This is a genomic window from Nocardioides sp. (assembly GCF_034670285.1).
In the GTDB taxonomy this organism is placed as follows: Bacteria; Actinomycetota; Actinomycetes; order Propionibacteriales; family Nocardioidaceae; genus Nocardioides.
This window is the reverse complement of record NZ_JAXMNS010000234.1, coordinates 1-6,005: the sequence shown is the minus strand read 5'-3', so window position 1 is coordinate 6,005 and position 6,005 is coordinate 1. Positions and strand designations below refer to the sequence as shown.

At 69.7% G+C, this 6,005-nt stretch carries 7 protein-coding genes; 4 read left to right on the top strand and 3 right to left on the bottom strand.

From position 1 onward, the window contains the following. From VOI19_RS12370 to VOI19_RS12360, 3 genes are all read right to left on the bottom strand, one after another. A partial coding sequence (locus VOI19_RS12370; protein WP_323793266.1) for a 3-methyl-2-oxobutanoate hydroxymethyltransferase occupies positions 1-214 on the bottom strand: 214 nt, incomplete at its 3' end. A 133-nt stretch (positions 215-347) separates the two neighbouring features. Beyond that, positions 348-608, bottom strand: a complete 261-nt coding sequence (locus VOI19_RS12365; protein ID WP_323793265.1) for a WYL domain-containing protein — start codon at positions 606-608, stop codon at positions 348-350. Beyond that, complete coding sequence (locus tag VOI19_RS12360) at positions 589-1,005, bottom strand: VOC family protein (RefSeq protein WP_323793264.1); 417 nt, start codon at positions 1,003-1,005, stop codon at positions 589-591. Before VOI19_RS12360 ends, VOI19_RS12365 begins: the two co-directional genes overlap by 20 nt. Before the next feature lie 60 nt (positions 1,006-1,065). Here VOI19_RS12360 and VOI19_RS12355 point away from each other — a divergent pair, with 60 nt between their 5' ends. The 4 genes from VOI19_RS12355 to VOI19_RS12340 all read left to right on the top strand — a co-directional run. Continuing rightward, the gene (locus VOI19_RS12355; RefSeq protein WP_323793263.1) at positions 1,066-3,168 is read left to right on the top strand and encodes an NAD(+) synthase; all 2,103 of its coding nucleotides are present in this window, start codon (positions 1,066-1,068) and stop codon (positions 3,166-3,168) included. Between the two features lie 64 nt (positions 3,169-3,232). Further along, entirely contained in the window at positions 3,233-4,018 is a 786-nt protein-coding gene (locus VOI19_RS12350) for a hypothetical protein (RefSeq protein ID WP_323793262.1), read from the top strand. Between the two features lie 41 nt (positions 4,019-4,059). Next, complete coding sequence (locus tag VOI19_RS12345) at positions 4,060-5,397, top strand: glutamine synthetase family protein (RefSeq protein WP_323793261.1); 1,338 nt, start codon at positions 4,060-4,062, stop codon at positions 5,395-5,397. 33 nt (positions 5,398-5,430) lie between these two features. After that, on the top strand, positions 5,431-6,005 hold a 575-nt coding region (locus VOI19_RS12340), incomplete at its 3' end, for a type 1 glutamine amidotransferase (RefSeq protein WP_323793260.1).

The following is a 6,005-nucleotide window of genomic DNA, read 5'->3' as shown; positions in this document are numbered from 1 at the left end:
TGTTGCTCGCGCTATCGCCGACCAGGAGGATCTCGATGCCCGCCTCGTCGAACGTGGCAGCGGCGTACTGCTCGTAGGCGGTGAGCATCGAGAAGCGCTCGCCGCGCTCCTTCATCTCGCGCAGGTGCTGGGTGCGGATGCGCTTGATCGGAGTGGGGCCGGCGGGCTTGGAAGGGCCGCTGCCGTAGGGCGCGGTCTCCTCGGGCGTGCTCATCGTCGAGTCTCCGATCGGTGGATGGTCTCCGGGCTCCCTGATGGAGGTCGCGGACCAGGAGCCACGCTAGCCGGGAGAGCGCCTCCGCGAGGTGTGGCGCCGCTCACGCCCCGCTCACGGCTCGGCCGTCGGCTCAGCGTTCGGAGTAGAGCGCCGCGCTACGACGGGTTCGATCCGCCACGGTGGCGCGGAGCCGCTCGGGCTCGAGCACCTCGATGTGCGGCGCCAACGACAGGACGTCGAGCACCGCCGCCTCGAAGGAGTGAACCCGACAGGTTGCCCTGCTCCACCCATCCGTCCCCAGCGCACCTTCAAGCTCGAGGTCACCCGCCTGGACGCGCCGACGACGATGGTGTGGTCCGGCGGGACCCGCGTCATGCCGCCGGAGCGTCACCCCCGATGTTGAACATCCAGAGAATGCCGAACTTGTCGGTCAGCTGGCCGTAGGGGTCGCCCCACGGAGCCACCTCCAGCGGCACGTTGACAGTTCCGCCCTCGGCCAGCCCCGCGAACCAGGCCCGCAGGGTGTCGCCGTCGTCGCCGCTGAGGCTGACGGTGCCGTTGCTGATCGCGGTGGAGTCGAAGGCGTCGGAGGCCATGAGCAGGACCCCGTCGTTGACGGTGAGGTCGGAGTGCATCACCAGGTGCTGCTTGTCCTCCGGCATGCCCATGCCACCCATGTCGGAGAAGGCCATGACGTTGAGGTCGCCGCCGAGGACGGAGGCGTAGAACTCCATCGCCGCTCGTGCGTCCCCGTCGAAGGTCAGGTAGGGGTTGAGTCGGGTGGTCATCGCGGGCTCCTTCATCGGTGGGCGACCGTGGCCGGTCGCTGGGCCACTAGGCTCCCCAGTGTGGACTTCTATTCCGCTTACGCCCAGGGTTTCGCTCGGGTCGCGGCGTGCACGCTGCCGGTGGCGATCGCCGACCCCGCGACCAACGCCGCCCGCATCATCGAGCAGGCCCGGGCGTGTCACGAGGACGGCGTCGCGGTCGCTGTCTTCCCCGAGCTGAGCCTGACCGGCTACGCCGTCGACGACCTCTTCCTCCAGGACGTGCTGCTCGAGGGCGTGGGCGAGGCCCTGGCCGCGATCGTGCAGGCGAGCCGGGACCTGCGGACGGTGGTCGTCGTGGGTGCCCCGCTGCACCGCGGAAACCGCCTCTACAACTGCGCGGTCGTGATCCACGCAGGCACGATCCTGGGAGTCGCGCCGAAGTCGTACCTGCCGACCTACCGCGAGTTCTACGAACGCCGCTGGTTCGCCCCCGGCGACGACACCGCCGGCTCGCTCATCACGGTGGGTGGCCACGAGGTGCCCTTCGGGCCCGACCTGATCTTCGCCGCCAGCGACCTGCCCGACCTCAAGCTCCACGTCGAGGTCTGCGAGGACATGTGGGTGCCGATCCCGCCGAGCGCCGAGGCAGCGCTCGCCGGCGCCTCGGTGCTGGCCAACCTGTCGGGCAGTCCCATCACGATCGCGCGGGCCGAGGACCGTCGCCTCCTGGTGCGTAGCGCGAGTGCGCGCTGCCAGGCGGCCTACCTCTATGCGGCCGCGGGCCAGGGCGAGTCGACGACCGACCTGAGCTGGGACGGCCAGACGATGATCTACGAGTGCGGCGAGCTGCACGCCGAGGGCGAGCGGTTCCCGCACGAGGCGGTGCGCACGGTCGCCGACATCGACCTCGACCGGATCCGCCAGGAGCGGCTGCGGCAAGGCACGTTCGACGACAACCGGCGCGGTTTCGAGGCTCGCTCCGCTCACACCTCGACCAGCGAGCGAGCGGGGTTCCGGACGGTCGAGTTCGTGCTCGACCCGCCCTCCGGCGACATCGGGCTGCGACGCCAGGTGCACCGCTTCCCGTTCGTGCCCGACGACGAGGAACGGCTCGCGCAGGACTGCTACGAGGCCTACTCGATCCAGGTGGCGGGGCTCGAGCAGCGGCTGCGCGCCATGACCGAGGCGAGTGGTGGCACCTGGCACCCCAAGATCATGATCGGCGTCAGCGGTGGTCTCGACTCCACGCACGCGCTGATCGTGGCGGCCAAGGCGATGGACCGGTTGGGGCGGCCCCGCACCGACATCCACGCCTTCACGATGCCCGGGTTCGCCACCGGGGAGGAGACGAAGGGCTATGCCACCCGCCTCTCCACCAGCCTCGGCGTCACGTTCGAGACCCTCGACATCACCGCTGCCGCGCGGCAGATGCTCGACGACCTCGACCACCCCTACTCGGAGAGCCAGGAGGGCGCGCGCGACGTCGCGGTGTACGACGTGACCTTCGAGAACGTCCAGGCCGGGCTGCGTACCGACTACCTCTTCCGTCAGGCCAACCACCGTGGCGGGATCGTCCTCGGCACCGGTGACCTGTCCGAGCTGGCGCTGGGATGGTGCACCTACGGCGTCGGCGACCAGATGTCGCACTACAACGTCAACGGCGGCGTGCCGAAGACGCTCATCCAGCACCTCATCCGCTGGGCCATCTCGTCGCACCAGTTCGACGCGACGACCGACGAGGTGCTGCGTGAGGTCCTCGGCGCGGAGATCACCCCCGAGCTGATCCCCACCGAGGACGGCGAGAAGCCGCAGGCCACCGAGGACACCGTGGGGCCCTACGCGCTGGCCGACTTCGCGCTCTACCACGTGCTGCGACGCGGACACCGTCCCAGCAAGATCGCCTTCCTGGCCTGGCACGCCTGGCGCGACGCGAGCACGGGGGAGTGGCCGGTCGGGATCGCCGAAACCCGGCGGGTCGCCTACGACCTGCCGACGATCAAGGGCTGGCTCGAGGTGTTCGTGCGCCGCTTCTTCGCCAACCAGTTCAAGCGCTCCGCGCTTCCCAACGGACCGAAGGTCAGCGCCGGCGGAACGATGTCGCCGCGTGGTGACTGGCGGATGCCGTCCGACGCCAGGGCCGATGCCTGGCTCGCCGAGCTGGAGCGCGTGCCCACGGACTGAGGCGCGTGGCGGGAGTCCTGGTTTGTGGACCCGCCACGCGGGGGAGGAGACGCCAGTGCCGTCGATGCTCCTGAGGTCTGTCCGCCTGATCCCCGCTCTCGTCGCGGTGCTGTTGCTGGGAGCGTGCTCGGACGACGGCGTGATCGGCGAGGAGCCGCTGGTGCGTGGCACCCCCACCGTCGGGCCGTCCGACCCGGACGCGACCCCGTCGACCTCGCCGTCGGATCAGGGCGAGACCTACCGTCGGATCCCTGCTCGGGTCCGCAGCACCTTCTTTCCTCGACCTGCCCCCGACCTGCGGTCGTGGGAGGCCGGCTTCGCCGTCACCGACAACGGCACGACCGTGGAGCGGCCCGCTTTTCCGTGTCGGAGGGGCGCCTTGGGCCTCGACGTCGACTCCTCGACGCTCGCCTACGCCGAGACCGTCCGTGCCGAGGGCGACTTCTTGATCTCGCAGCAGCTGACGGTGTACCCGGTGGGTTCCAGGGCCGCGCAGTTCGCCTCGGACCTCGAGCAGGAGCCACACGTGTGTAGCCGCGAAGAAGGGAAGACCCTCGTGGGCGCCAGAAGCACTGACTTCGGCGAGGACAGGTCCTTCGAGGTCAAGGACCGATCGGCCGTCTTCTCCGAGTCGGTCGTCCTCCGCTCCGCCGAGCCGGAGACCCATCTCATCGACGTCGTGAGCGTGCGCGGGAACGCGGTGGTCTGGACCCGGATCGTCTCCGACCGTCGGGTGCGCGACACGATCGTGACCGCGAAGAAGCGCAATCCCGAGTGGGTCGACATGGTGCGCCGGCAGAGCAACCGTGGCGTCCGCGCGCTGGCTGCGCTGACCCCGGCTCAGCGCTGACCCCCGGACACGCGGCGGGCCGGACGCCCTAGGCTGCCCTCATGGGCAAGCAGGAAGACTTCGTACTCCGCGCACTCGAAGAGCGAGACGTCCGTTTCGTGCGGTTGTGGTTCACCGACGTGCTGGGCTTCTTGAAGTCGGTGGCGGTCGCCCCGGCCGAGCTCGAGGGCGCCTTCGCCGAGGGCATCGGCTTCGACGGCTCGGCGATCGAGGGCTTCGCGCGGATCTACGAGTCCGACATGCTCGCGATGCCCGACCCCTCGACGTTTCAGATCCTGCCGTGGCGCCAGGAGGGTCCGTCGACCGCCCGCATGTTCTGCGACATCGTGATGCCCGACGGCTCGCCGTCGTTCTCCGACCCGCGCAACGTGCTCAAGCGCACGCTGGCCAAGGCCGCGGAGAAGGGCTTCACCTTCTACACCCACCCCGAGATCGAGTTCTACCTGTTCAAGAACACGCCGAGCGCAGGCGACGAGCCGGTCCCGGCCGACCGCAGCGGCTACTTCGACCACACCGCGCAGTCGATGGGTGCCGACTTCCGACGCGAGGCCATCTCGATGCTCGAGGCCATGGGCATCTCGGTCGAGTTCAGCCACCACGAGGCCGGACCGGGCCAGCAGGAGATCGACCTGCGCTACGCCGACGCGCTCTCGACGGCCGACAACATCATGACCTTCCGCACCGTCATCCGTGAGGTCGCGCTCAACCAGGGCATCTGGGCCAGCTTCATGCCCAAGCCCTTCACGACCCACCCCGGCTCGGGCATGCACACCCACGTCTCCCTCTTCGAGGGCGACCAGAACGCCTTCTACGAGGCGGGTGCGGAGTACCAGCTCTCGCAGACCGGTCGTCGCTTCATCGCCGGCGTGCTCCACCACGCCGCCGAGCTCAGCGTGGTGACCAACCAGTGGGTCAACAGCTACAAGCGGATGATGTTCGGCGGTGAGGCTCCGTCCTACATCTGCTGGGGCCACAACAACCGCTCGGCCATGGTGCGCGTGCCGATGTACAAGCCGTTGAAGGGCGCCTCGACCCGGGTCGAGGTGCGCACCATCGATGCAGCCTGCAACCCCTACCTCGCCTTCGCCACCGTGCTCGCGGCCGGGATGAAGGGCATCGAGGAGGGCTACGAGCTGCCGCGCGAGGCCGAGGACGACGTGTGGTCGCTCTCGGAGCGCGAGCGCAAGGCGCTCGGCATCGACCCGTTGCCCAGGAGCCTGCACGACGCGATCGAGATCGCCGAGAACTCCGAGCTGCTCGCCGAGTCCCTCGGCGAGAACGTCTTCGACTTCTTCCTGCGCAACAAGCGGGCCGAGTGGGACGAGTACCGCGGTCAGGTCTCGGCGTTCGAGCGTGACCAGATGCTGCCGGTCCTCTGACGCCGCCCCGAGACTTCGAGAAGGGATTCATCCGTGGCTGCTCGCGTGCTGGTCGTCCAGCACCAGGACTCCTGCCCTCCTGCGTTGATCGGGGAGTGGCTCACCGAGGCCGGACTGGTCCTCGACGTACGACGCCCCGACCTCGGGGAGGACCTGCCAGACGACCTCGAAGCGCACGACGCCCTGCTCGTGCTCGGCGGTGCGATGGACGCCGTCGACGAGGCCGGGCACCCGTGGCTGACCACGACCGTCTCACTGCTGCGGCGCGCGGTGGCCGAGGAGGTCCCGACCTGGGGTGTCTGCCTGGGGCACCAGCTGCTGGCCCGCGCCTGCGGTGGCGTCGTGGACCGCAACCCGCGAGGTCGTCAGGTCGGCGTGCTCCCGATGGGCTGGACCCCTGCTGCCGCCGAGGACCTGCTCGTCGGTGATCTCGCCGCGGCGGCCACCGCTGCGCGCTGCCTGCAGTGGAACCAGGACATCGTCGTGGAGGTTCCGTCGAGCGCGGTGGTGCTCGCTCGCACCGCCGCCGACGAGCCGCAGGTCGTGCGCTTCGCGCCGCGTGCGTGGGGGGTGCAGGCGCACCCGGAGGCCGGGCCGTCGCTCGTCAG